The organism is Streptomyces sp. NPDC041814 (assembly GCF_055590565.1).
Genome location: NZ_JBVJAM010000018.1, coordinates 76,355 through 99,580 on the forward strand (window position 1 = coordinate 76,355; position 23,226 = coordinate 99,580).

Genomic DNA, 23,226 nt, shown 5'->3' on the forward strand with positions numbered 1-23,226 from the left:
CGCAGGACTCAGCCGGCGCCCAAAAGCCGGCGAGTCTCCGCCAGTTCCCGCTTCATCCCCCGGGTCGTGAAGACCTCCACCGCAGGGGCCAGCAGCTCCCGGGACAGCACCGGCTCCTCCTCGCCGAGCAGCCGCGCCAGATCCAGGCGGGCCAGAGCACCACCGCCGAAATCCATGATCTGCTCCCGGGCCGCGACGGCCCGGTCGAAGAAATACCTCGCCCGGTCGGGCCGCCCCATCAGGACGAACGCCTGGCCGAGGTCCCGCAGCAGATGCCCCTCGCCGATCACATCACCGGAATCCCGGCACAGCTCCAGGACCTCCGTGAACGTCAGCACCGCGAGGTCCAGCTCACCCCGCTCCAGCAGCAGTTGGCCCACCCGGCGCAAGGTCCGCGCCCGGCCCCCGAGATAGCCCACCCCGTCGTATATCTCCAGCGCCTCGTCCAACTGCGCCTGCGCCACGTCCATGTCACCCCGGCGCATCCGGATGTGGGCGCTCTGCGTCAGCACGATCGCCCGCCCCACCACGTCACCCGCCCGATCGAAATCCGCCAGCGACCGCCCGTACAGATCGAGGGCGGTGTCGGCGTCCCCGTTCGTCCGTGCGATTAGGGCCATGTCACGCCGGCACAGCGCCTCGCCCTGCGGTTCGTCCAGCGCCTGGAAGACGTCGAGCGCCGAACTCAGCGCCTGGCGCGCCATGTCGAACTCGTTGCGGCTCATGTACAGCGAACCCAGCGAGGCCCGGACGGCGGCCGTACCCCGCAGATTGCCCGCCTTGCGCACCGCGGCCAGTGCCCGTACGTGGGTCTGCTCCCACAGGTCGTAGTGGCCCCGCACCTCGAACAACGTCACCAGGGTCGTCGCCAGATTCCAGCTGACGTCGTGCAGGCCCTCATCGGCGGCGTGCTCCACCATTCCGCACAGGGCACCCTGCTCCGCGTCGAACCAGGCCAGCGGATCGGCGAGCAGGTCGCTCGTGCACGACGGGGGCGGCGCCCAGCGCTGGGCGTCGCCGTGCAGGACCGTGAAGTCACCGCCGTACACCTTGCGATGGGCCTCCTGCGCCAGATACATCCAGCCGCCCGCCATCCGGACGAGCGCATCCCGGCGCAGCTCCGGCGCGTCCTGCGCGGCCAGCTGCTCGCGCGCGTAGACGCGGATGATATCGTGGAACTGGTACCGGTAGACGCCGTTCCGTTCCACCCCGACCACGTCCAGCATCTGCATGTCGACCAGCGGTTCCAGCAGGTCCGACGGCACGGGCCGGTCGTCGTCGAGCAGTGCACCCGCGAGCCAGCCCGGCAGTGTCGGCGTCCGCGACATGGAGAGCAGCCGCAGCAGCCCCCGGTCCTCGGGCGCCAGACCGTTGTACGTGAGCGACAGGCTGGCGCGCATCGTCATCTCGCCGTGCGCCAGCTCGTCCAGCCGGTGCCGCTCGTTGGCCAGCCGGTGCACCATCGACGCGAGCGTCCAGTGCGGGCGGGCGGCGAGCCGGGCCGCCACGATGCGCAGCGCGAGCGGCAGCCGTCCCACCGTACGCACCAGGGCCTCCGCCGACGCGGCCTCGCCCTCCACCCGCTCCTCCCCGATGATCCGGGAGAGCAGCTTCAGCGCCCGCTCCTCGTCCAGGACGTCCAGCTCCACGCGGTGCGCACCCGGTAGCGCGGTCAGCCGGGCCCGGCTGGTGACCAGGACCGCGCAGTCCCGGCTCCCCGGCAGCAACGGCTGCACCTGGCTCTCCGAGGCGGCGTCGTCCAGGACCACCAGGAGGCGGCGGGAGGCGAGCCGGGTGCGGTACATCTCCGCCCGCTCGTCCAGCGAGTCCGGGATCAGCTGGCCCGGGATGCCCAGGGCGCGCAGGAAGCGGCCCAGCACCTCCGCGGTGGTGGCCGGGGTGCCGGTGCCGCGCAGATCGCAGTAAAGCTGGCCGTCGGGGAACCCCGTCTCCGCGAGCCGGTGCGCGAGATTCACGGCCAGCGTGGACTTGCCGGTGCCCGGCTTCCCGGTGATCACGGCAAGACCGACCGCCTTGCGCTCTCCACCGGTCAGCGCCCTCTCCAAGGCGGCGAGCTGGGCGTCGTCCGCCACGAAGTCCGAGGTTGCGGCGGGGAGTTGCTGCGGTCGGGCGTCGTGCGGTTGCGGTTCGGCCGGGGCGGCGGGGGAGTCCTGGGCGGCCCCGGACACCGGCTGGGCGCCCGGGGCGGCGGCGCGTTCCGCGTCGCTACGGCTTGGCTCGCCGCGGTCGGCGCCGACGGCCGGGCGCAGGGGCGCGGCGGGCTCGACGGCGGCAGCGCCGGAGTCGGCGCTCCCGCCCGTGGACCGGGGCGCCTGCCCCCGTACCGGCGGAGGCAGTTCCCCGGCGAGGATCGCCGCCTCCAACCGGCGCAGTTCCCGGCCCGGTTCAAGGCCCAGCTCCTGGTCGAGGATCCGGCGCCCGTCCCGGAACGCTTCCAGCGCCTCCGCCTGCCGGCCGGACCAGTAGAGGGCGCACATCAGCTGGCCCCGGAGCCGTTCCCGCAACGGGTTCTCATGGGTGAGGAGTTGGAGCTCACCCACCAGCCGGTCGTGACGGCCGAGCTCCAGCTCCAACTGCATCCGCAGCTCGACGGCGCTCAGCCGCTCCTCGTCCAGCTGGCGCGCCTTGTTGGCCAGGGGACCGCTGTCCAGGCCGGTCAGGGAGTCCCCCTGCCACAGCGCCACCGCGGACTTCAGGAGCGCCACCGCCTTCTCGGACTCGCCCTCGTCGCGCTGTCGCCTCGCCATCGCGACCAGGCCGGTGAAGAGCAGCGAGTCCACGTCCCCCGTGTCCACGTGCAGGACGTATCCCGGCGGGCGGGTCGATATGGAGACCGTGCTGTCCGCGCCGGCCAGGAGTTTCCGCAGCCGGGACACGCAGATCTGGACCTGGGTGCGGGCGGTCTCCGGCGGGCTGTCCTCCCAGATGAGGTCCACCAGATAGTTCGTGCTGACCACCCGGTTTGCTTCGAGCAGCAGAGCGGCGAGGATGACCTCCTGCCGGCCCGGCGGCACCCGCAGCGGCCCGTCCTTGCCCCGCACCTGGAGCGGGCCCAGCAATTGGAAGGGCGGTCTCGCCGCGCCCGGGGCATCCTGGACCGTGTGCGTCGTACCCTCGGCCACCGAGACCCCCAGCTCGTAAGCGCGTTGATGCTCCGGGATCAACGTCCCCAAAGTTTTCACAACCCTCACGCATCTGTCCATCCTGCATGCCCAGCGTGACCGTCCCGCGAATAGCCGCGCGATAGGCGGGGGTTGGCGCGGCCCGGAAGAGTGCGGGGCGGAGGAGAAAGGAGGCGTCCATGCACACCGACGCCTGGACGAGCAGCGACCCGTACACCGGGGGTGATCTGGTCACCGCCGCGGGGGCCGACCACGTCCGTCTCGTCTACGAATACCTCGACGCCGGGGACCTCGACGCGTGCGCCTCCCTGCTGCACGATCACGTCGCCCTGGACCTGCCCGGCGCCCCGACGGCCCACGGCCGGACCGCCTTCCTGCAGGCCCACCGCGACCACCCGGGAGCGCCCGCGCGCCACGAGATCGACCAGGTCGTCGCCCACTCCCGGACCGTGGTGGCGGCGGGCCGCCGCCTCGGCACGGGCGCCGATGACACGGGCGTGCGCTTCGTGGACTTCTTCCGTATCGCCGAGGACGGCATGGTGGAGTCCTGCACCCGCTACTACCACGTGGTGCCCTGACCGGCCCCGTCCGCCGAGCGCAGGGCCGTCGCCCGGTAGTCGCGCGGAGCCATCCCGTACGCCGTCCGGAACGCCCGGCTGAACACGGTCGCGTCGCTGAAGCCCCACCGGGCGGCGACGGCCTGGATGGGCTGCCGGCGCAGTTCGGGGCGGGCCAGATCCGTGCGGCAGCCGTCGAGCCGGCGGCGGCGGATCATCGCGGCGACGCTCTCGGGCTGGTCCCGGAAGAGCGCGTGCAGGCTCCGCAGCGACAGGTGGTGGCGGGCGGCGATGAGGCTCGGGGACAGTCCGGGGTCAGCGATGTGGTGGTCGACGAAGGCGCTGATCCGCCGCAGCAGCACGTGCGTCCGCAGCTCGGCGGGGGCCTCCACCGGGGACGACCCGATCCGGTCGGCCAGGCAGGACGCCGCCATGTCCACGGCCATCTCACCCAGCACGCCCAGCTGTTGGGGGGAGCACTCGGCCCCCGTGGCGGCGAGGTTCGTCAGGAATCCGGCCAGGATCGCGCCCATCCCCGCATCGCCCGGGACACTGCGCGCGAGGATGCGGTCCACCCGCTGCGACGGCAGCGTCATCCGGGCCTTGGGTATCTGGAGGACGAGCACCTCGACCTCCCGCCCGTCCGTCCCCGAGCCGGACTCGTACGGACGGGAGGTGTCCCACAACGCCATTCCCCCGACGCCCAGTTCGGCCTCGCCGCCCTCCTGCGCGAACCACGCCGAGCCGCGGGTCACCAGCGCCAGCTGGTACTGCTCCGGATCCCCCTTCCGGATCAGTGCCGGGGTCCTGCGCGAGCGCAGCGGCCCGTAGCTGAAGCGGGCCAGCTGGACGGTCCCGAGAGCGAGCATCCCGCCCTGCGCGTCGAAACCGTCCGGGTCCGCGGCGCGGAACTCCGTGGGGAGCAGGACGTCGGACACCACCTGCTCGAACCACTCGAACCGGTTGTCCGGCGCCATCTCGGCCGCCGCCATCTCCTGCCACACCGTCGGCACCCCCGTCACGCCTGACCAGCCGCCGGAGGACGTCCGGCCGTGTGCAGTCTGATGGATCGGCCAAGATCGCGACAAGCGGTGTCCGCGGCCCGGTCGCGGGTCAGGACGAGGCCGGGACCTCCGGGGAGCGCAGCACCAGCAGGGTGATCTCGCTGGGCGCGAAGACCCGGAACGGCGGGCCCCAGAATCCGGTGCCCCGGCTGGTGTACAGCTGCGTGCGGTCGCCGTGGCGGCTCAGCCCGGCGACGGCCGGCTGGTCGAGGCGGACCAGGTAGTGGAACGGCCAGATCTGGCCACCGTGGGTGTGGCCCGACAGCTGGAGGTCGACGCCGCCCTCGGCGGCGCGGTCGATGAACTTCGGCTGGTGCGCCAGGAGCAGCACCGGCAGTCCGGGGTCGGCGCCGTCCAACGCCCCGGCCAGGTGCGCCCGGTGACCGGCCAGACCGGAGGACTCGGCGGTGACGTCGTCCACACCGGCGACCACGAGGGTGTCGCCGCCGCGTTCGAGCAGCACATGGCGGTTGCGCAGCGGCTGCCAGCCCAGCTCGTCCATCAGGTCCACCCAGCCCTGCGCCTCGCTGTAGTACTCGTGGTTCCCGGTGACGTAGACGCGGGCGTGGGCGGCGCGCACCGTGCCGAGCGGGGCGGCCTGGGCGCGGCGGCGGTCGGCGGTGCCGTCCGCGATGTCACCGGTGTGGCAGACCAGGTCCGCGTCCAGCGCGTTGACCTCCGCGCACACCCGCTCCGACCAGCGGGCCCGGTCCAGTGGACCGTAGTGCGTGTCGGTGATGAGGGCGACCCGCGTCCCGTCCAGGCCCGGTCCCAGGCGCGGCAGTTGTACGTCGACCCGGCGCACCCTCGGCACCCGGCGCGCCTCGGCGTACCCCCAGCCGAGCAGGGCGGCGGCGGCCCCGAGCACCGACCAGGTGACGATCCGGGCCCGGTCCTGCCCGTCGCCGGTCCCGGCCAGGGCCAGGGTGAGCCGGAGCAGGACGCCGAGCAGTACGGACCAGGTGAACAGCACCCAGACGGACCCGAGCAGGCTGTCCCCGATGATGGCGGCCCGGTCCTGCTGCCGCCTGCCGTGCCCCCGCATCATCGCGACCGGCATGGTGACGAGGCCGAGTACGAAGAGGCAGGTGCCGGCGGCGGTGACGGGGAGCGGCCAGTGCTGTCCGGCGTACAGCAGCACCCAGCACGGGACGGCCCAGAGCAGGACCGGGGCGACCAGGGGGATGTAACGCATCAGGCGCCGCACCCGGCTCGGCGGTGCCGCCGCCCCGCCCTCCGCGGACCGGGCCTCGCTCGTGTCGGTCACGTTTCCTCCTCGGACGGCCGGAATGCCGCCGGGCACTGTACCCCTCGGCCCCTTGGGGTCAGCGGGGGGCCCGGGGCGGCGGCCGTCCGCCGCCGGGGCTCAGCCGCGGGAGAGCGCGACGGTCCGGGACGGGGCGGCGGAGGGCGCGGTGGTCAGACGGAGACCGACCTCGATGAGGGTCCACCCGAGGACGGTGCGCAGGGGCCGGGGGGTCCGGACGGAGCGGGAGAGGCGGTATTCGTCGGCCTCGGCGTGGAGTTCGGCGGCGCGGAGGTTGTGCAGGGCGAGGTGGGCATCGGCGTGCATCGGTGGTTCTCCTTTACTCGGTGGTGAGGGGGAACGCATGGGTGTGGACGCGTAGGCGGGCGCTGTCGCCCTCGTCCTCGTCGGTGATCCGGTCGCGGTACTCGTCGATGAGCGCGTGCATCTTCGCGATGAGCTCTCCGGCCAGCCCGGGTGTCAGCCGCAGGGTCGCGCTGCTCATGTCCCAGGTGCTCTGCCACTCCTCGGGCCAGGCCGCGCGGTCGCCGAGCCAGGTCGACAGGTCCCGGGCCTGGGTGAGCGCGACCTCGTGCAGATACATCTCGGCGGCGCCGCGCACCTCCGGGCTGGAGTGGGTGAGCAGGGAGTCGTCGAAGCGCACGCCCAGGCTCACCGCCTGCCACCAGCGCTCCCGCCCCTTGCCGTACTCGGGGGCGTCCTTGATGAAGCCGTGCGCCGCGAGCTGGCGCAGGTGGTAGCTGGTGGCCCCGCTCGACTCGCCCAGTTTCGCGCCGAGTTGGGAGGCGGTTGCGGGCCCTTCGAAGCGCAGCGTGTCGAGCAGTCGCATGCGCAGCGGATGGGCGAGCCCCCGCAGCGAGCGGGCGTCGAGGTTGATTGTTCCGTCGGGCTGTTCTGGCATGACTCCAAGGTAGACATGCAAAGACTCGGTTGCAAGACTTTCTTTGCAACTAATCCTTTGCAGCCGTCTCTTTGGATAGCGGTGAGAACCCGCCCATGGGCAGCGGGCTGTTACGTGAGAGGGTCGAGGGCGTGAGTGAGACGCCACCGAACACCCCGAACACCCTGCAATACCGCTTCGACGGCCCCGAGGACGCGCCGGTCCTGGTCATCGGCCCCTCACTCGGCACCACCTGGCACATGTGGGACCGCCAGATACCCGAGCTCACCCAGCACTGGAGAGTCTTCCGGTACGACCTCCCCGGTCACGGCGGCGCCCCCGCCCGGCCCGCGACCGCCGTGGCCGAGCTGGGGGACCGGCTCCTCGCGACGCTCGACGGGGTCGGGGTCCAGCGGTTCGGGTACGCGGGGTGCTCCATCGGAGGGGCGATCGGAGCGGACCTGGCGCTGCGGCACCCGCACCGGGTCGCCGCGCTCGCCCTCGTGGCGTCCTCCGCCCGGTTCGGCAGCGCCGACGAGTTCCGGCAGCGCGGCGTCATCGTCCGCACGAACGGCCTGGAGCCCATGGCGCGCACCGCGCCCGAGCGCTGGTTCACGCCCGCCTTCGCCGCGGCGCAGCCCGCCATCGTGGAGTGGGCGGTCCAGATGGTGCGGACCACCGACCCGGGGTGCTACATCGCCGCCTGCGAGGCCCTGGCAGCGTTCGACGTCCGTACGGAACTGAGCCGCATCCCCGTCCCCACCCTCGTCGTGGTCGGCGCCGAGGACCGGGTGACCGGCCCCGGCGACGCCCGCACCCTGGTCGCGGGGATTCCGGACGCCCGGCTCGCGCTGGTGCCCGCGGCCTCGCACCTGGCGCCCGTCGAGCAGCCCGGGGCGGTCACCGATCTGCTGCTCACCCACTTCTCCACCGCCTGGCAGGACACCCAGGCGGCCATCCCGATGCCCGACTCCGTGCCCCGGCTCTCCGCCCCCGTCCAGCCCGTCGCGGAGATCGCCCCCGCCCGGCCGGCCCCCGAGGCCGCGGCCGACGGGCGCCCCGATCCGTACGCGCCGGGCATGCGGCTGCGGCGCGAGGTGCTGGGCGACGCGCAGGTGGACGGGGTCATGGCCGCCGCCGACGACTTCACCGGGGACTTCCAGGAGCTGGTCACCCGGTACGCCTGGGGCGAGGTGTGGAGCAGGGAAGGACTGGACCGGCGCACCCGCTCCGCCGTCACGCTCACCGCGCTCGTCGCCTCCGGGCGGATGGAGAGCCTGGCCGCGCACACCAGGGCCGCCCTGCGCAACGGACTCACGCCCGCCGAGATCCGGGAGGTGCTGATGCAGACGGCCGTGTACTGCGGGGTTCCGGCCGCGAGCGCCGCCTTCACGATCGCGCAGTCGGTGATTCGGGCGGAAACGACGCCGCCCGCGTAGCAGGATGGACCCATGAGCAGCCACCCCGGGAACACCGCGCCGACCCTGACCAAGCAGTCGCACTCCTGCATCCGCCTGGAGAAGAACGGGCGCACGCTCGTCATCGACCCGGGCGGCTTCTCGGAGGGCGACGCGGCGATCGGCGCCGAGGCGATCCTCGTGACGCACGAGCACCCCGACCACTTCGACGAGGGACGCATCCGGGCCGGTCTCGAAGCCGACCCGGAGGCCCGGGTCTGGACCCTGCGCAGCGTCGCGGAGCGGCTGAGCGCGGCCTTTCCCGGGCGCGTCCACACGGTCGGCCACGGCGACACCTTCTCGGCAGCCGGGTTCGACATCGAGGTGCACGGCGAGCTGCACGCGGTGATCCACCCGGACATCCCGCGCGTCACCAACATCGGCTTCCTGGCCGACGGACACGTCTTCCACCCGGGCGACGCCCTGACGGTGCCCGGCCGGGCCGTCGACACGCTCCTGCTCCCGGTGATGGCCCCGTGGAACAAGATCTCCGAAGTGATCGACTACGTACGCGAGGTGAAGCCGCGCCGCGCGATCGACATCCACGACGCGCTCCTCACCGACCTGGCCCGGCCGATCTACGACCGGCAGATCGGCGAGCTGGGCGGCTCCGACCACGGCCGGATGGCACCGGGCGACTCGACGGGCCTGTGACGGCCGCCGCCCCGGCGGCTGTCAGTGGCAGGCGTTAGGTTTACGTACATGCGCATCGCCACCTGGAACGTCAACTCGATCACCGCCCGCCTGCCGAGGCTGCTGGCCTGGCTGGAGAGCAGCGGCACCGACGTGCTGTGCCTCCAGGAGACCAAGTGCACCGCCGAGCAGTTCCCCGCGGACGCGCTCCGCGAGGCCGGCTACGACTCCGCGGTCAACGCCAACGGGCGGTGGAACGGGGTCGCGCTGATCTCCCGCGCCGGCCTGTCCGACATCGTGATGGGCCTGCCCGACGGCCCGGCCTACGAGACCGCGCAGGAGCCCCGCGCGATCAGCGCGACCTGCGGCCCGGTGCGCCTCTGGTCGGTGTACGTGCCCAACGGCCGCGAGGTCGCCCACGAGCACTACGCGTACAAGCTGCGCTGGCTGGAGGCGCTGCGCAAGGCAGTCACCGCCGACGCCGCCGGTGCGGCCCCCTTCGCCGTGCTCGGTGACTTCAACGTGGCCCCGACCGACGAGGACGTCTGGGACCCGGCCCTCTTCGAGGGGGCCACGCATGTCACGCCCGCCGAGCGCGAAGCCCTGGCCGCTCTGCGTGCCGAGGGCCTGTCCGACGTCATGCCCCGCCCCCTGAAGTACGACCGCCCGTACACCTTCTGGGACTACCGCGAGCTGCGCTTCCCGAAGAACAGGGGCATGCGCATCGACCTCGTCTACGGCAACGCCCCCTTCACCGCAGCCGTCAAGGACAGCTATGTGGACCGCGAGGAGCGCAAGGGCAAGGGCGCGTCCGACCACGCCCCGGTCGTGGTCGACCTCGACCTCTGAGCGGGCCGCGCGCCCTGTGGTGCGCAGGCGCGCCGGGATGCGATTCTGAGTGGTATGAACATCCCTTTCCTGGACAACTGGCGTAAGCGTCATGACGGGCCGCGGAAGACGGGCCTCGCGGGCGCCGTCGACGCCGATCCGGAGGGCGTGGCCGAACTGCTCGCCGAATGCGAGCTGCTCCGGGTCCGGGTGGGGGAGCGCGGTATCGAACTGGACGACACCCCCGCCTCGTTGACGGCCCTCGACCAGCTGGTGCCGCGCTGGCGCGACGACCCGGAGGAGCTGCCCTGGCTGGGCAACGACGCCGGGCTCTACCTCGGCACCGTCCTGGTGCGCAATGTCGCCGGTGCGCACTGGCACATCTGGCCGAGCGGTCAGCCCGTCGTGCGGCTCGCCTCCGGCCGCGAGATCGACGTGGTCGAGGCGGGCCTCGACTGGGCGATGTCCGGCAGCCCCGAGCTGTCCCAGGTGTACGCGGAGTCCGCCGAGGGCTGAGCGCCCCGCCGCCCGGCGGACCGCGCGAAGCGATAAGAATCCTTTTGCCCCATTGGTGCGTGTCGGTCGAGAAGTCCCTTGCCGGGCTGGTTAGTTTGCGCTGACCTCGACCGAGCGACAAGTGGGTAGGGCAGCGTATGGCCGTCGATCCGTTGATCGAGCTGCGAGACGTCAACAAGTACTACGGAAAGTTGCACGTACTGCAGGACATCAATCTCACCGTCGGCCGCGGGGAGGTGGTGGTGGTCATCGGCCCGTCCGGCTCCGGCAAGTCGACGCTCTGCCGGACGATCAACCGGCTGGAGACCATCGAGTCGGGCCGCATCACCATCGACGGCAGACCCCTCCCCGAGGAGGGCCGCGGACTGGCCCAGCTGCGGGCCGAAGTCGGCATGGTCTTCCAGTCGTTCAACCTCTTCGCGCACAAGACCGTCCTCGCCAACGTCTCGCTGGCCCAGGTCAAGGTGCGCAAGCGGAAGAAGGACGAGGCGGACCAGCGCTCCCGCGAACTCCTGGACCGGGTGGGGCTCGGCGCACACGCCGACAAGTTCCCCGCCCAGCTCTCCGGCGGGCAGCAGCAGCGCGTCGCCATCGCCCGCGCGCTGGCCATGGACCCCAAGGCGCTGCTGTTCGACGAGCCGACATCGGCGCTCGACCCGGAGATGATCAACGAGGTCCTGGAGGTCATGCGGCAACTCGCCCGCGAGGGCATGACCATGGTCGTCGTCACCCATGAGATGGGCTTCGCCCGCTCCGCCGCCAACCGGGTCGTCTTCATGGCCGACGGCTGCGTCGTAGAGGACCGCAACCCGGAGGACTTCTTCACCTCCCCGGAGAGCGACCGGGCCAAGGACTTCCTGTCCAAGATCCTCAAGCACTGACGGGAGGCCCTGAGTTGCGTACGAGGAAACTGCTGGCCCTCTGTGCCGGCCTCCTGCTCGCCCTCTTCGCCGCCGCCTGCGGCAAGGAGGGCAGCCCGCCGGTCAAGGGCCCGAAGGCCGACCAACTGCCCGTCTACCAAGTCGACAAGGGGTTCGAACTGCCCGAATCCCGGACCTGGCGGAACGCGAAGAAGCGCGGCTACCTCCGGGTGGGTGCCAAGGAGGACCAGCCCTACCTGGGCGAGAAGGACCCGGCCACCGGCGTCTACTCCGGCTTCGACATCGAGATCGCCCGCATGATGTCCGCCTCCCTGGGCTTCGACCCGAAGACGATCCGCTTCAAGACGATCGCCTCCGCCAACCGCGAGACCGCCCTCCAGAACGGCCAGATCGACTACTACGTCGGCACCTACACCATCAACGACATGCGCAAGAAGCTCGTCGGCTTCGCCGGGCCCTACTACATGGCCGGCCAGGGGCTCCTGGTGCGCACCGACGAGGACGACATCCACGGCCCGCAGGACCTGGCCGGCAAGACGGTCTGCTCGGCCGCGGGCTCGACCCCGTACCAGCGGATCGCCGCGGACTACCCGAAGGCGAAGCTCGTCGCCTACGACACGTACTCGATCTGCGTCGACAACCTGCTGACGTTCCAGGTCGACGTCGTCACCACCGACGACGCGATCCTGCTCGGCTTCGCCGCCAAGGCGCCCGACGAGATGAAGGTCGTCGGCAAGCCCTTCTCCGAGGAGCCGTACGGCATCGGCGTCCCGCGCAGCGACAACGCACTGCGCTTCGCACTCAACGACGCGCTGGAGGAGAACGAGAAGAACGGCAACTGGAAGAAGGCGTTCGAGGCGACCCTCGGCCTGTCGGGCACGCCCGCGCCCAAGCCGCCGCCCATCGACCGCTACCCGGCGAACTGAGAGGACGGCCCATCCCATGGACGTACTCACCGACAACTTCTCGCTCTACGGCAAGGGCTTCCTCGGCACCGTCGAACTCACCGTCTACGCCTCGGTCCTGGCCCTGGTCCTCGGCTTCGTCATGGCATCGTTCCGGGTGGCGCCCGTCGGCTCGCTCCGGGTGTTCGGCACCGTGTGGGTGACGGTCCTGCGCAACACCCCGCTCACCCTGCTCTTCTTCGCCGTGCTCCTCGGCCTGCCGCGCTTCGGGCTCGTCCTGCCGTTCAACGTGTTCGCGATCCTCGCGCTCGGGTGCTACACCTCCGCCTTCATCTGCGAGGTGCTGCGCTCCGGCATCAACACGGTGCCCACCGGTCAGGGGGAGGCGGCCCGGAGCCTCGGGATGACCTTCGGGCAGAGCCTCGGCTCCATCGTGCTGCCGCAGGCGTTCCGCTCGGTGATCCCGCCGATCGGCTCGACGCTCATCGCGCTCGCCAAGAACTCGGCGATCGCCGGGGCGTTCAGCGTCACCGAACTCCTCGGCACCTACAAGACCCTCAACGAGCTGGGATACAGCATCATCTGGACCTTCGTGTGGATCGCCGTGGGGTACCTGATCATCACCCTCGCCATCAGCGCGCTCTTCCACGTCATGGAAAAGCGCTGGGGAGTCGCCCGATGACCACCCACACCGCACCCACCGCCAACGCCCTGTACGACATCCCGGGACCGCACACCCGCAAACGGCACCGCCTCTACGGAATCCTGTCGACGGTCCTCATCCTCGCCCTGATCGGCTGGGTGATCTATCTCCTCTTCGACACCGACCAGTTCACCGCCGCCAAGTGGACGCCCTTCCAGTACAAGGGCATCCAGGAGCTCCTGTTGCGCGGGCTCGGCAACACCCTCAAGGCGTTCGCGTACGCCGCCGTCCTCTCGCTGGTCCTCGGCGCCGTCCTCGCGGTCGGGCGGCTCTCCGAACACCGCCCGGTGCGCTGGGTGGCGACGATCCTCGTCGAGTTCTTCCGCGCCATGCCCGTCCTGGTGATGATCTTCTTCATCTTCGTGGCGTTGAAGGTGCAGCCGCTGCCCGCGCTGGTCGCCGGACTGACGCTCTACAACGGCTCGGTCCTCGCGGAGGTGTTCCGTACCGGCATCAACTCGGTGGAGCGCGGCCAGCGCGAGGCGGCGTACGCGCTGGGCATGCGGAAGACGCAGGTCACCACCTTCGTCCTGGCGCCGCAGGCGATCCGCGCGATGCTCCCCACCATCATCAGCCAGCTGGTGGTGGCCCTGAAGGACACCTCGCTCGGCTACCTCATCACGTACGAGGAATTCCTCCACGCGGGCAAGCTCATCGCCTCCAATTTGGACTACGATCTGCCTTTCATCCCCGTGGTGATGGTGATCTCACCGATCTACATCGGGATGTGCATGCTGCTCTCCTGGTTCGCCACCTGGGTGGCGAGGCGGCAACGGCGCAATCCGAAGACGGAGGCGGTGGGCGTCGGACCGGCACAGCCCGGCACGCTCATGCCGGGAGGGCGGTAGAGGGACGGGAGCGGGGTCCGCCCGGCAGCAGCCGGTGATCACTTCTCGCACGCGGGAAGAAGGTCAGCTGCGCGCCGGCGGACCGGTCAGCCGAGGGCGCTCCTCGTCTGCCACTCGTCCCACGAGACGTTCCACGCCCCGTAGCCGTTGCCCTCCGCGACCGTGCCCTTGGTCTCCGCGCCCGTGATCTCGAACGGGTCGCCGACGCGGGCCTGCCGGTAGAGGGCGGCGGCGTCCGCGTCGCTCATCCCGATACATCCCGAACTGTGGTTGGCGCGGCCGAAGTACGCCGCGTTCCACGGCGCGGCGTGGGCGTACATGCCCGACCAGGTCAGCCGCATCGAGTAGTCGACCATCTTGTCGTACGTGTGTCCCAGGCCCACCGTCTCGGAGCGCATGTTGATCGTGCCCTCCTTCGCCATCAGCACGGCCGTCCCGCGCCACGACCGCTTGTCGCCGCCCGGGGTGCCGCCGGACACCGGCACGTCCATGACCGTGCGCCCGTCCCGCTTCATCGCCAGCCGGTGCCGGTCCAGGTCCACCTTGACCACCGTGCTCGCGCCCACCGTGAACGTCGTCGCGTAGTCCCGTACGAAGAAGCCGCCCCCGGGACCCGAGTCGACACCGTTCAGCTCGGCGTCGAGCGTGATGCGCGTCCCGGACTTCCAGTACTCCTCGGGGCGCCAGTCGACGCGGTCGCGGCCCGAGTAGTCGCGCAGCCAGCCCCAGGAGCCCTCGGTGTGGTTCGAGGTCGACACCTTGAGCGCCTTCTCGACGGCCGCCTTGTCCTTGACCGGGTTGTCGAACACGATCGACAGCGGCTGGGCGATGCCCACGGTCGTGTTCTTGCCGGGCGCCAGCGTCAGCTTGTTCACCTTGTCCGCCGCCCGCGTCGTGAACGAGGCCGTGTCGCTGCCGCCCGAGGTGTCGTGGGCCTCCACGCGGTACGCGGTGCCGGGCGCCGCCACCCGGTCGGACGTCCAGGTCCGCCCGTCGGCGGATATCCGGCCGGTGAGCGCCCCGCCCTCCCCGGCCGAGACGGTCACCTCACGCAGCTTCCCGGCCGCCAGGGTCACCGTCACCGGCTGACCCGCGGCGGCCGCGGTGCCGTGCGGGCTGACCGAGATGGAGGCCGGCGCCGCCGCCTTCGAGGGGGCCGCGTCGCCGTTCTTGTCCGAAGCGGCCGCGCCACCGGAACAGGCCGTGAGGGTGACGCCCAGCACCGCGCAGCCGGCGATCAGCGCGAGCCGGGCGGGGCGCAGCGGGCGCGCCGGCATCAGGAATGCGGGAATCAACGGAAGACCTCCAAGGCCGTACTCGGTCATCGGTGAAGAGGAACGCACCGGAGCCTAAGTTCCGTAAATCTGCGGAAAAGCAGGAATTCCCTGTGTGACGGGAAGCGCAGCGCAACGGTCATCGTCCGGTCACATTCGGCGCGCGGACCCGTCACGGACCGCTGTGAGCATCCTGTGCAGCCCCGCAGAGCGGACCGCGGGGGCCACGAGGGGGAGGGCCACCGACATGTCAGCGCTGCTCGCGACCGGAGACCGCAGCAGGGAACGGGACCTACGCGTCCATGGCCTCACGGCGCACGAGCACCGTGCCCACCTGGCCACGCGGGCCGACGCGAGCTTTCTGCAGTACCCCTCCTGGGCCGGGGTGAAAGAGGGCTGGTCCTCGGAAAGGCTCGGCTGGCATGACGACGACGGCACCCTGAAGGGCAGCGCACTCGTCCTCTACCGGCAATTCCCGGGCACCCGGAAATACTTCGCCTATCTTCCGGAGGGCCCCGCGGCCGACTGGGCGGACCCCGGAATGGACCGCTGGCTGCGCCCCCTGCTCGCCCACCTGCGCGCGGCCGGCGCGTTCGCCGTACGCATCGGGCCCAGCCCCGCCTACCGCCGCTGGACCGGAGCCCGCCTCAAGGCCGCCACCGGCCCGGGTCGCGTCGTCGGCGACGTCCTGGCGAGCGAGGTCGACCCGCTCGGGGCCGCCGTGGCCGACCGGCTGCGGGCGCGCGGCTGGCGGCGCTGCGGCGGGGACGGCGACGACGCGGACGCCCAGCCCCGGTACGTCTTCCGGGTGCCGGTAGCCGGACGCACCACCGAGGACCTGTGGTCCGGGCTCAACCAGGAGTGGCGCCGCAACGTCCGCCGCGCCCAGAAGGCCGGGGTGCGGATCGTGACCGGGAGCGCGGCCGAACTGCCCGAGTTCCACCGGCTGCTGAGGATCACCGAGGAGCGCGACGGCTTCCGGCTCGGCCGTTCCCTCGGCTACTACCAGCGCCAGTACGCCGCGCTCAACGCCGAGGAGCCCGGCCGGATGAAGCTCTGCCTCGCGGTGCACGACGGGGAGATCCTGGCCGCCCACACCATGATCAGCACCGGTCGCCGGGTCTGGTACCAGACGGGCGCCTCCGCCGACCACCGCCGCGAGGTCCGCCCCAGCAACGCCCTGCAGTGGCAGATGATGTGCGACGCCCTCGCCGGTGGCGCCGAGGTGTACGACATGCGCGGGGTATCCTCCACCCTCGATCCCGGTGACCGGCCCTTCGGGCTGCTGCGCTGGAAGCTGGGCACCGGCGGCGAGGTCGTCGAGACCCTCGGAGAGTGGGAGACATCGGTGGGCGGAGCCGCCAACAACACGTTGTACCGGGCGTTCCAGGCGTACCTGGCACGCCGATGACGGCCGCCGGAGCCGCCCCGGAGGCGGCCGCCCCCGAGCAGACGAGCGGCGGGCGCGGCTCCGGCTCGGTGCTGCGCAGCGGTGCGGTCATGGCCGCCGGCTCCGTCGTCTCGCGGGCCACGGGCTTCGTGCGCTCGGCCGTCGTCGTCGCCGCGCTCGGCACCGGACTGCGGGCCGACGGGTACGCCGTCGCCAACACCGTGCCCAACATCCTCTACATGCTGCTCATCGGCGGCGCCCTCAACGCGGTCTTCGTCCCGGAACTCGTCCGCGCCGCCAAGGAACACGGCGACGGCGGGGCGGCGTACACCGACCGGCTGCTCACCCTGTGCACGGTGGGCCTGCTCGCCCTCACCGCGCTCGCGGTCCTCGGCGCACCGCTGATCATCCAGGTGTACGCCCCCACCTACGACGGCGACCAGGCCGAACTCACCATCGCGCTCGCCCGCTACTGCCTGCCGCAGATCCTCTTCTACGGCCTGTTCACGCTTCTCGGCCAAGTCCTCAACGCCCGCGACCGCTTCGGCGCGATGATGTGGACGCCGGTCCTCAACAACCTCGTGATCATCGCCGTGTTCGGGCTCTACCTCTGGACGGCGGCGGGCTCCGACGGCACCCTCACCTCCGCGCAGGCGCAGTGGCTGGGCTGGGGAACCACCGCGGGCATCGCCGTGCAGAGCCTCGCCCTGGTGCCCTCGCTGCGCGCCGCGAAGTTCCGCTGGCGGCCCCGGTTCGACTGGCGTGGCAGTGGGCTGACCCGGCCGCTGCGCGCCGCCGGCTGGCTCGTCATGCTCGTCCTCACCAACCAGGCCGCGTACTGGGTGATCACCCGGCTCGCCACCGCGAGCGGCCAGCACGCGGCGGACCAGCACCTCGCGGGCGGCGCGGGATACACCGCGTACAGCTACGCCTACCAGCTCTGGGTCGTCCCGCAGGGGATCGTCACCGTCAGCCTCGTCACCGCGCTGATGCCGCGCATGAGCCGGGCGGCGGCCGGCGGCGATCTCGCCGGAGTGCGTCGGGACCTCTCGTACGCGCTGCGCACCTCCGCCGCCGTGGTCGTCCCGGCCGCCGCGCTGCTGCTGGTGCTCGCGCCCTGGGTGATGGGCTCGGTCTTCGGCTACGGGCGCACCGGCCCGGCGGACATCACGGTGATGGCGGGCATGATGGCCGCCTTCGCCCCCGGGCTCATCGCCTTCTCCGGGCAGTACGTGCTCTCGCGCGGCTTCTACGCGATGAGCGACACCCGTACCCCGTTCCTGCTGAACCTGGTCATCGCGGCCCTCAACGCCGGTCTCTCGGTCGCCGCCTATCTCACGCTGCCCGCGCGGTGGGCGGTGACCGGCATGGCGGGGGCGTACTCCGTCGCGCTGCTCACCGGCTTCGCCGTCACCGCGTACGTGCTGCACCGCAGGCTCTCCCCGCGCGGTGCGCCGCGCTCCCCGCTCGGGCGCTCGCCCGGGATGTGGGCGCATGTGCGGCTGGTGGCCGCCTGTGTGCCGGCCGGGGCGCTGGCGTACGGGGCCGCCCGCGCCGTCGACACGGAGGGCTCGGGCCTCGGGGACTTCGCCGCGCTGGGCGCCGGGACGCTCGTCCTCGCGCTGGTCGTGGCGGTGCTGGCCCGGCCGCTGCGGCTCACCGAGGTGAGCGCCGCGCTGAACGCCGCCCGGGGCCGGCTGCGGCGCGGCTGAACCGGGCCGCACCGCCTGCCTGTTCGCATCCATTCCTTGATCGCTGGGATACAGACGCCATGCCTCGCGTGCTCCTCATAGAAGACGACCCCTCCGTACGCGAAGGGGTCGAGCTGGGCCTGCGCAGGCGCGGCCACGAGCTGCGTGCCGTCGGCACCGGCGAGGCCGGGCTCGCCGCGCTCGGCGAGTTCCGGCCGGACCTGGTCATCCTCGACCTGATGCTGCCCGGCATGAACGGCGTCCAGGTCTGCCGCCGCATCCGCGAGACCAGCCAGCTCCCCGTGATCATGCTGACCGCGCGCGGCGACGACTTCGACGTCGTCGTGGGCCTGGAGGCCGGCGCCGACGACTACATCGTCAAGCCCGCCCGCACCGAGGTCATCGAGGCCCGCATCCGGGCCGTCCTGCGCCGCCTCGCCGTCCCCGCCGGGCGCGGCGGCATCGAGGCCCACGGCGAACTGACCGTCGACCGGGCGGGCCTCGCCGTCGCCAAGGCAGGCGAACGGCTGCTCCTCGCCCCCTCCGAACTGAAGCTGCTGCTCCACCTCTCGGCCTCGCCCGAACAGGTCTTCAGCCGCCAGCAGCTCCTGGAACACGTGTGGGAGCACAGCTACCACGGCGACGCCCGCCTGGTCGACGCCTGCGTCCGCCGCCTCCGCCAGAAGATCGAGGACGTCCCGGGCAGCCCCCGCTACATCCAGACGGTCCGAGGCTTCGGCTACCGCTTCGGACCTCTGGGGGGCGCCTTGTCGGTCAGGGCCGGGTCCGCGACGCCCGGCACGGGACCTCGCCGCGTTGCCGAAGCGCCCGAACCGCACCGCGACGAGGGCACTCCGGCGCCTGGCGATGCACCGCACCAGACGCCGCGGCCCGACCGGCCCTGACCGACAAGGCGCCCCTACGTGAAACTGTTCGCCGCCCGCCTCGGCCTCCGTACCCGGCTGATCGCGGCGTTCCTGTTCGTCGCGGCCGTCAGTGCCGGCACCACCGCCGCGCTCACCTACCGCGAGGCCCGCTCCGCGATCCTCCAGCAGGCGCAGGACTCCGCCGTCGACCAGTTCCGCGACCGGGTCGGCGGCCAGGCCGTCAGCCTCCCCATCGACGACGAGCAGCTGCGCCGGGTCTGCCTGGCGCTGGCCCGCGCGGGCGGCGGGCGCGGCTGGACCGTGTTCGCCGAGTACGGGAAGCTGCGGGCCTCCTCCTCGGACCGGCCCTCCTCCGGGGTGATCACCGCCGACCTGCGCACCGCCACCCGCGACAACACCCACGGCTCCTTCCAGCGCGTCGTCAAGGACGGCAGGCCCTGGCTGACGGTCGGCATGCCCGCTCTCTTCGACCGGGGCGACGGCAGACAGCCCACCGGCCTCGTCCTCTACGCCGTGATGCCGCTGTCCACCGAGGAGGCCAACGTGGCCGCCATGGTCACGGCCGCCCGCGACGGCGCCCTGCCCGCGCTGCTCGTCGCCCTGGTGCCCGCCCTGCTCGCCGCCCGCAGCGTCCTGCGACCGGTCCGCGACCTGCGCCGGGCGGCGGCGGGCATCGGCAGGGGCGAGCTCGACACCCGGATCACGGTGCGCGGCTCGGACGAACTCGCCGAACTGGCCTGGACGTTCAACGAGTCGTCCACCAAGCTCCAGGAATCCGTGGAGGAGTTGCGCAGGGCCGAGGAGCGGGCCAGGCGCTTCGCCTCCGACGTATCCCACGAACTGCGCACCCCGCTCGCCGGTATGCTCGCCGTGACCGAGGTCCTGGACGAGGACGCCGGTGAACTGCGCTCCGACACCGCCGCCGCCGTCCGCCTGATCAGCACGGAGACCGGCAAACTGGCCACCCTGGTCGAGGACCTGATGGAGATATCCCGCTTCGACGCCCGCGCGGCCGAGCTGCACCTCGACGAGGTCGACGTCGCCGAGACCGTACGCAAAACGCTCCAGGGCCGCCGCTGGGAGGACCGGGTCACCACCGAACTCCCGGACGGCCTGCGGGCGGTGCTCGATCCCCGCCGCTTCGACGTCGTCGTCGCCAACCTGGTCGGCAACGCCCTGCGGCACGGCGCCGAGCCCGTCACCGTACGGGTACGCGGGAGCGACCGGCTCGTCGTGGAGGTGGAGGACAGCGGGCCGGGCATCGACGCGGCGGTGCTCCCGCACATCTTCGACCGGTTCTACAAGGCCGACGCGGCCCGGACCCGGTCGGCGGGCAGCGGCCTCGGCCTCGCCATCGCCCAGGAGAACGTACGGCTGCACGGGGGCACGGTCGGCGCGGCGAACCGGCCCGGGGGCGGCGCGGTGTTCACCGTGGAGCTGCCGCTGGGGGAGCGGTGAGGGGCGGGCGCGTGCTCGGCGCGCTGCTGCCCGTGCTGCTCGCCACCGGGTGCGGGATCCGTGCCACGGACGTCGTGGAGGCGGGTGAACCGGCGACCGTGGAGGTGGCTCCGGCCGACCAGCTCGGCACCCTGCTGTACTTCGTGTCCTCGTCCTCCGCCTCCCGGCTGATGCCGGTCGTCCGGCAGGCCCGCACCGTGGAGGCCGGTGACAGCGGGGGCTTGGGGGAGGCCGGGTCCACCGGGGCGCCCGACGCCCTCTCCCTCCTCTTCCTGGGGCCCACCAGGACGGAGCACGATGCCGGTCTCCGCTCGGAGCTGCCCAGCGGCCGGACGCGCGTGGCCGTCGAGCTGAGCGCGGACGGCGTCCGGGTCACCGTGGACATCCCGGTCACCGGGCTCTCCCAGGCGGCCCGCCAGCAGCTCATCTGTACGGCGGCCCGGGCCCGTACGGCGGACCGGAGCGAGGCGGTCACGGTGACCGGTACGGACGGCGTCATCGGCCCGGCGCACTGCGCGGTCTGACCGCGCCGCGGCCCTTCAGCCGGCCTTGAGGGCGACCGCCCCGTAGATGCCGATCGGGGCCGGCCGCGCCGGTACGGGTGCGTCCGGCCGCCAGGACGGGACGGGGACGAGACCGGGCGTCAGGAGCTCGAAGCCGTCGAAGAACTTCTCGATCTCGCTGTGGGAGCGCGGGGTGAGGGGCGTGGTCGCGTGGGCGTAGACGGCCTGGGCCGCCCTGCAGTCGGCGAAGTCGTCGGTGGCGTGCGAGAGCACCAGGCAGCTGCCGGCCGGGAGCGCGTCCCGCAGGGCGGCGACGACGTGCTGGGGTCCTTGCGCGTCGGTGAGGAAGTGCAGCACCGCGGTGAGGACCAGGGCGACCGGCCGTTCGAAGTCGATGACCGCGCGGACCTGGGGATGCTCCACGACGGCCCGCGGGTCGCGGAGGTCGGCGAGCGCGACGCCGACCAGGTCGGAGCTGCGCAGCAAGGCGTCCGCGTGTGCGGTGACGATCGGGTCGTTGTCGACGTACGCGACGCGCACGTCGGGTGCCGCTTCGAGGGCGACCTCGTGCACGTTGGGGGAGTGGGGGAGCCCGGTGCCGATGTCGAGGACCTGCCGCAGGCCCGCACCGACGACGTGGCGGACGGCGCGTTCCAGGAAGGCGCGGTTGGCCCGGGCACCGGCCCGCTCCTGGGCCGCGGCGGCCACGAGCGCGTCGCCGGCCTGCTGGTCCACCCGGTAGTTGTCCTTGCCGCCGAGCAGGTAGTCGTAGATCCTTGCGGAATGAGGCCGACCGGTGTCGATCACCGGGGCGGGTAAGCCGTGCTGCCTCACGTGGCGCTCCTCTCGGCGGCCGCTGCGGTCGGATTCCAGAGTCTGCCGATGCCGCGATCCTGCCTTTGCGCGCGACAACGTGTCAACTAAAGTACACAAGAGCAAGATCCATGATGGCGAGAGAGACCACCACGTGAGCGCGAGCTGTGACGAGGGAGAGCCCCGAGGGGGCGCTGCCGCCGAAGGGCCGCACCCGCGACCGCACTCCCTCGCGCACAAGCTGAAGTCGCTCATGGCCCACCGGAAGGACGCACGGGGCAGGGCCTATGTCTCCCGCACCCTGTCGCAGGCCGTCGACGACCTGCCCGACCCGCCCGCGACGACCTCGTTCGCGCTCATCGCGAAACTCGCCGGCGGCCAGCAGGACAACCCGACGATCAAGACCGTGCTCGCCCTGTGCCAGGCACTCGGCGACGTGCCGCCGGCCTACTTGCTGCCGCATCCCGGCTACGACGACCTCGCGGCGCTCGAAGCCTTCGAGAACCCGCTCGCCCGGCGCGTGCTCGTCCTGCTGGGCGATCTGCCGGAGAGCGAGGTCCGCAAGGTGATCGCGCAGCTGGAACACCGGCGCGCAACCCTCGGCCTCCCCGCCGTACCGGACGACGGAACGGGCGCGGAGAAGCCGAAGCGCGCCCGACGACGACGGACCGAAACCGAAGCCGCCCAGTACGCGGCCGATGCACTGGAAGGTCTCTGATGGACGGCATGATATTCGGCGCCTGCACCGTCGCGGGGGTGCTCGTCACTGCTCTCTGCGCCCGCAGAGCCCTTCACCGCCCGCGCGTGTTCACCTGGTTAATCGCCCTCGCGTTCGGCGTGTGCACCGTGGGTGTCTTCTTCGCGGTCCCCGCGGTCGCCAGGACGGCCGAGGACGTCACCGGCCTGGACAACGCCGGGAAACTGGTGGCGCACATCTGCGCCATCCTCTGGTGCGCGGCACTGCAGATGACGATGGTGGACCTGGCCTACCGCCCGGAGTACCTGCGCGCCGCCCTGTACCAACGCGTCTGCCTGGCCGTCATCGTGCTGGCCGTCATGGTCCCGCTCTTCCTCGCCACGAACGGCCAGGACGTCGGGTTCACCACGGAGTACGCCGACCACTCGTCCGTGACCGCCTACTTGCTGGTCTACCTCTTCTACGTCCTGATCACCTGCGCCGAACTCGCCTTCATGTGCGGCCGCACCGCCCTCCGGTGCCGGACCACCCGCCCCTGGACCGGCGCCGGCTTCGCCCTGTGCGCGCTCGCGGCCGTCCTGGGCGTCGGCTACACGATGTCGAAGGGGTCCTACCTCGTCTGCTACGCACTCGGCAGCCCCTGGTCCCTCGATGTCGAGGAGGCGGTGAGCCCGGCACTGAGCGGGCTCGCCGTCCTCTTCCTCTTCGCCGGTCTGACCATGCCGATGCTCGGCGGGATGCGACAGCGGCTGCGCGGCGGCGAGCGGACGGCGGAGGGCCTCGGGCAGTAGCGGGCGCAGGTCGCTCGGTGTTAAGCCTGGGCGCCCCCGC

Annotated in this window: 22 protein-coding genes and 1 pseudogene; 16 read left to right on the forward strand and 7 right to left on the reverse strand. The window is 72.0% G+C overall.

Features of this window, described 5'->3' with window-relative positions:
* Positions 1 to 8 precede the first annotated feature (8 nt).
* Positions 9 to 3,194: an AfsR/SARP family transcriptional regulator gene (locus tag ACZ6C6_RS33110; protein ID WP_469208284.1), complete on the reverse strand. Its 3,186-nt coding sequence runs from the start codon at positions 3,192 to 3,194 to the stop codon at positions 9 to 11.
* Between the two features lie 128 nt (positions 3,195 to 3,322).
* Here ACZ6C6_RS33110 and ACZ6C6_RS33115 point away from each other — a divergent pair, with 128 nt between their 5' ends.
* Positions 3,323 to 3,721 (forward strand): nuclear transport factor 2 family protein, encoded by a 399-nt coding sequence (locus ACZ6C6_RS33115; protein WP_469208286.1) that lies wholly within the window; start codon positions 3,323 to 3,325, stop codon positions 3,719 to 3,721.
* On the opposite strand, the gene ACZ6C6_RS33120 is transcribed toward ACZ6C6_RS33115, so the two are convergent.
* From ACZ6C6_RS33120 to ACZ6C6_RS33135, 4 genes are all read right to left on the reverse strand, one after another.
* Positions 3,703 to 4,713, reverse strand: coding sequence for an AraC-like ligand-binding domain-containing protein (locus ACZ6C6_RS33120; RefSeq protein ID WP_469208288.1), 1,011 nt, complete (start codon positions 4,711 to 4,713; stop codon positions 3,703 to 3,705). The two genes, ACZ6C6_RS33115 and ACZ6C6_RS33120, sit on opposite strands and share 19 nt — an antisense overlap.
* A gap of 100 nt (positions 4,714 to 4,813) precedes the next feature.
* Positions 4,814 to 6,031 (reverse strand): metallophosphoesterase, encoded by a 1,218-nt coding sequence (locus ACZ6C6_RS33125; RefSeq protein ID WP_469208290.1) that lies wholly within the window; start codon positions 6,029 to 6,031, stop codon positions 4,814 to 4,816.
* 99 nt (positions 6,032 to 6,130) lie between these two features.
* Positions 6,131 to 6,337 (reverse strand): hypothetical protein, encoded by a 207-nt coding sequence (locus tag ACZ6C6_RS33130; protein WP_469208292.1) that lies wholly within the window; start codon positions 6,335 to 6,337, stop codon positions 6,131 to 6,133.
* A gap of 13 nt (positions 6,338 to 6,350) precedes the next feature.
* On the reverse strand, positions 6,351 to 6,932 hold the full coding sequence (locus tag ACZ6C6_RS33135) for an ArsR/SmtB family transcription factor (protein ID WP_469208293.1): 582 nt from the start codon (positions 6,930 to 6,932) through the stop codon (positions 6,351 to 6,353).
* A 131-nt stretch (positions 6,933 to 7,063) separates the two neighbouring features.
* Between ACZ6C6_RS33135 and pcaDC the strand changes: the two genes are divergently transcribed.
* The 8 genes from pcaDC to ACZ6C6_RS33175 all read left to right on the forward strand — a co-directional run bounded on the left by pcaDC (position 7,064) and on the right by ACZ6C6_RS33175 (position 13,682).
* Complete coding sequence (gene pcaDC / locus ACZ6C6_RS33140; protein WP_469208295.1) at positions 7,064 to 8,350, forward strand: bifunctional 3-oxoadipate enol-lactonase/4-carboxymuconolactone decarboxylase PcaDC; 1,287 nt, start codon at positions 7,064 to 7,066, stop codon at positions 8,348 to 8,350.
* 12 nt (positions 8,351 to 8,362) lie between these two features.
* Positions 8,363 to 9,022: an MBL fold metallo-hydrolase gene (locus ACZ6C6_RS33145; protein WP_469208297.1), complete on the forward strand. Its 660-nt coding sequence runs from the start codon at positions 8,363 to 8,365 to the stop codon at positions 9,020 to 9,022.
* Between the two features lie 48 nt (positions 9,023 to 9,070).
* Entirely contained in the window at positions 9,071 to 9,850 is a 780-nt protein-coding gene (locus ACZ6C6_RS33150; protein WP_469208299.1) for an exodeoxyribonuclease III, read from the forward strand.
* Positions 9,851 to 9,904: 54 nt separating this feature from the next.
* Positions 9,905 to 10,345: a DUF6278 family protein gene (locus tag ACZ6C6_RS33155; RefSeq protein ID WP_469208301.1), complete on the forward strand. Its 441-nt coding sequence runs from the start codon at positions 9,905 to 9,907 to the stop codon at positions 10,343 to 10,345.
* 137 nt (positions 10,346 to 10,482) lie between these two features.
* Positions 10,483 to 11,226, forward strand: a complete 744-nt coding sequence (locus tag ACZ6C6_RS33160) for an amino acid ABC transporter ATP-binding protein (RefSeq protein ID WP_469208303.1) — start codon at positions 10,483 to 10,485, stop codon at positions 11,224 to 11,226.
* Between the two features lie 14 nt (positions 11,227 to 11,240).
* Entirely contained in the window at positions 11,241 to 12,152 is a 912-nt protein-coding gene (locus tag ACZ6C6_RS33165) for a glutamate ABC transporter substrate-binding protein (RefSeq protein ID WP_469208305.1), read from the forward strand.
* Positions 12,153 to 12,168: 16 nt separating this feature from the next.
* Positions 12,169 to 12,813, forward strand: coding sequence for an amino acid ABC transporter permease (locus ACZ6C6_RS33170; protein WP_469208307.1), 645 nt, complete (start codon positions 12,169 to 12,171; stop codon positions 12,811 to 12,813).
* Positions 12,810 to 13,682: an amino acid ABC transporter permease gene (locus ACZ6C6_RS33175; protein WP_469208309.1), complete on the forward strand. Its 873-nt coding sequence runs from the start codon at positions 12,810 to 12,812 to the stop codon at positions 13,680 to 13,682. The genes ACZ6C6_RS33170 and ACZ6C6_RS33175 overlap by 4 nt, the downstream gene beginning before the upstream one ends.
* 86 nt (positions 13,683 to 13,768) lie before the next feature.
* Here the strand turns inward: ACZ6C6_RS33175 and ACZ6C6_RS33180 are convergent, their stop codons facing one another.
* Complete coding sequence (locus tag ACZ6C6_RS33180) at positions 13,769 to 14,959, reverse strand: L,D-transpeptidase (protein WP_469208385.1); 1,191 nt, start codon at positions 14,957 to 14,959, stop codon at positions 13,769 to 13,771.
* A gap of 244 nt (positions 14,960 to 15,203) precedes the next feature.
* On the opposite strand from ACZ6C6_RS33180, the gene ACZ6C6_RS33185 reads away from it, so the two are divergent.
* The 5 genes and pseudogenes from ACZ6C6_RS33185 to ACZ6C6_RS33205 all read left to right on the forward strand — a co-directional run bounded on the left by ACZ6C6_RS33185 (position 15,204) and on the right by ACZ6C6_RS33205 (position 20,906).
* Positions 15,204 to 16,367: a lipid II:glycine glycyltransferase FemX gene (locus ACZ6C6_RS33185; protein WP_469208311.1), complete on the forward strand. Its 1,164-nt coding sequence runs from the start codon at positions 15,204 to 15,206 to the stop codon at positions 16,365 to 16,367.
* The gene (gene murJ, locus ACZ6C6_RS33190) at positions 16,364 to 18,058 is read left to right on the forward strand and encodes a murein biosynthesis integral membrane protein MurJ (RefSeq protein WP_469208312.1); all 1,695 of its coding nucleotides are present in this window, start codon (positions 16,364 to 16,366) and stop codon (positions 18,056 to 18,058) included. The genes ACZ6C6_RS33185 and murJ overlap by 4 nt, the downstream gene beginning before the upstream one ends.
* Positions 18,059 to 18,117: 59 nt before the next feature.
* Positions 18,118 to 18,795 (forward strand): annotated as a pseudogene (locus ACZ6C6_RS33195) (response regulator); the annotation flags it as partial.
* A gap of 165 nt (positions 18,796 to 18,960) precedes the next feature.
* Entirely contained in the window at positions 18,961 to 20,382 is a 1,422-nt protein-coding gene (locus ACZ6C6_RS33200; protein WP_469208314.1) for an ATP-binding protein, read from the forward strand.
* 11 nt (positions 20,383 to 20,393) lie between these two features.
* Positions 20,394 to 20,906, forward strand: a complete 513-nt coding sequence (locus ACZ6C6_RS33205; RefSeq protein ID WP_469208316.1) for a hypothetical protein — start codon at positions 20,394 to 20,396, stop codon at positions 20,904 to 20,906.
* Between the two features lie 15 nt (positions 20,907 to 20,921).
* On the opposite strand, the gene ACZ6C6_RS33210 is transcribed toward ACZ6C6_RS33205, so the two are convergent.
* Positions 20,922 to 21,719, reverse strand: coding sequence for an SAM-dependent methyltransferase (locus ACZ6C6_RS33210; RefSeq protein WP_469208318.1), 798 nt, complete (start codon positions 21,717 to 21,719; stop codon positions 20,922 to 20,924).
* Positions 21,720 to 21,951: 232 nt separating this feature from the next.
* Here ACZ6C6_RS33210 and ACZ6C6_RS33215 point away from each other — a divergent pair, with 232 nt between their 5' ends.
* Positions 21,952 to 22,416, forward strand: a complete 465-nt coding sequence (locus ACZ6C6_RS33215) for a hypothetical protein (RefSeq protein ID WP_469208320.1) — start codon at positions 21,952 to 21,954, stop codon at positions 22,414 to 22,416.
* Entirely contained in the window at positions 22,416 to 23,186 is a 771-nt protein-coding gene (locus tag ACZ6C6_RS33220; RefSeq protein WP_469208321.1) for a hypothetical protein, read from the forward strand. The genes ACZ6C6_RS33215 and ACZ6C6_RS33220 overlap by 1 nt, the downstream gene beginning before the upstream one ends.
* Positions 23,187 to 23,226 lie beyond the last annotated feature (40 nt).

Excerpts from the sequence above, each read along its gene's own strand:
- ACZ6C6_RS33115 (WP_469208286.1), top strand. The coding sequence starts at position 3,323 with ATGCACACCGACGCCTGGACGAGCAGCGACCCGTACACCGGGGGTGAT.
- ACZ6C6_RS33130 (WP_469208292.1), bottom strand. The coding sequence starts at position 6,337 with ATGCACGCCGATGCCCACCTCGCCCTGCACAACCTCCGCGCCGCCGAA.
- ACZ6C6_RS33135 (WP_469208293.1), bottom strand. The coding sequence starts at position 6,932 with ATGCCAGAACAGCCCGACGGAACAATCAACCTCGACGCCCGCTCGCTG.
- ACZ6C6_RS33145 (WP_469208297.1), top strand. The coding sequence starts at position 8,363 with ATGAGCAGCCACCCCGGGAACACCGCGCCGACCCTGACCAAGCAGTCG.
- ACZ6C6_RS33150 (WP_469208299.1), top strand. The coding sequence starts at position 9,071 with ATGCGCATCGCCACCTGGAACGTCAACTCGATCACCGCCCGCCTGCCG.
- ACZ6C6_RS33155 (WP_469208301.1), top strand. The coding sequence starts at position 9,905 with ATGAACATCCCTTTCCTGGACAACTGGCGTAAGCGTCATGACGGGCCG.
- ACZ6C6_RS33160 (WP_469208303.1), top strand. The coding sequence starts at position 10,483 with ATGGCCGTCGATCCGTTGATCGAGCTGCGAGACGTCAACAAGTACTAC.
- ACZ6C6_RS33170 (WP_469208307.1), top strand. The coding sequence starts at position 12,169 with ATGGACGTACTCACCGACAACTTCTCGCTCTACGGCAAGGGCTTCCTC.
- ACZ6C6_RS33175 (WP_469208309.1), top strand. The coding sequence starts at position 12,810 with ATGACCACCCACACCGCACCCACCGCCAACGCCCTGTACGACATCCCG.
- ACZ6C6_RS33180 (WP_469208385.1), bottom strand. The coding sequence starts at position 14,959 with ATGCCGGCGCGCCCGCTGCGCCCCGCCCGGCTCGCGCTGATCGCCGGC.
- ACZ6C6_RS33185 (WP_469208311.1), top strand. The coding sequence starts at position 15,204 with ATGTCAGCGCTGCTCGCGACCGGAGACCGCAGCAGGGAACGGGACCTA.
- murJ (WP_469208312.1), top strand. The coding sequence starts at position 16,364 with ATGACGGCCGCCGGAGCCGCCCCGGAGGCGGCCGCCCCCGAGCAGACG.
- ACZ6C6_RS33215 (WP_469208320.1), top strand. The coding sequence starts at position 21,952 with ATGGCCCACCGGAAGGACGCACGGGGCAGGGCCTATGTCTCCCGCACC.
- ACZ6C6_RS33220 (WP_469208321.1), top strand. The coding sequence starts at position 22,416 with ATGGACGGCATGATATTCGGCGCCTGCACCGTCGCGGGGGTGCTCGTC.